At 43.3% G+C, this 829-nt stretch carries 1 pseudogene; it reads right to left on the minus strand.

Annotated features, from left to right (window positions below):
* Positions 1–106: 106 nt before the first annotated feature.
* Positions 107–829: pseudogene (locus HCR01_RS38065) on the minus strand (transposase); the annotation flags it as partial.

Raw genomic sequence — 829 nt, forward strand, 5'->3', positions numbered from 1 at the left:
AACTGGAGTTTAGACTAAAGCAAGCAAAAAATAGCTCAACAGTTGATCAATTGATTTCATGTTGAACAGTGAATAAAGTAAGAGTAACAGGAGAGATGAAAAGCTGTTAAGCAGTATTTTTAGATACTTTCTTCGGCTTGGTAAAGGCTTTTTTGACAATGGGATAACGAGTCCGTGGCACTCTGAATCTACCAGAAGTCCAACCAGGGGACTTTCCTCTGGGTTTGGGATCAGGTGCAGGTGTTCCAATCCTAGCTAAAACTGTAGCAAAGCAATTTGCAACTCGGCCAGCAGACAAATGAGTGGAAGATTTTTGCCAAGGGAGGGGGGAATCTTGAATACTGTCTCTAGCCAACCATAACTGCCAAGAGAGTAAAGGCATCAAATCACTCCAACATTCTGACTGCTCAGGAGTAGAAAAATGAGGCAAAGTCCAATGCAGGCGTTGTTTAATAAAACGATACCAATGATCAACCGCAAAGCGACGTAGATACTGACACCAGATTGAGCCAATAGTTGGCATCTGCTCTCCTAGCCAAACCAGCCATAAAGGTTTATACTCTCTATTTTCACCTTCATTGACCCGCTCAATTTGAATAATATGCATGGAGTGGTTGGCAGATTGTTGAAAGTGGAGATTACACCATAGATGCAGCCCTAAGCGCCCCAACTTTGGGTGATCAACCTCTATAGTTTGAGCTGGTGTCCACCATGTTGTAGCATCGTTAAGTTTAAACTTATCGCCGTGGACACGAGGACGACCAACGCCTTTATAAGATGGCGGCGCACCATAGAGTAAGCGATTTGAACGTAAGCGCATCAATTTATC

The organism is Nostoc sp. MG11, from assembly GCF_014904695.1.
In the GTDB taxonomy this organism is placed as follows: domain Bacteria; phylum Cyanobacteriota; class Cyanobacteriia; order Cyanobacteriales; family Nostocaceae; genus Komarekiella.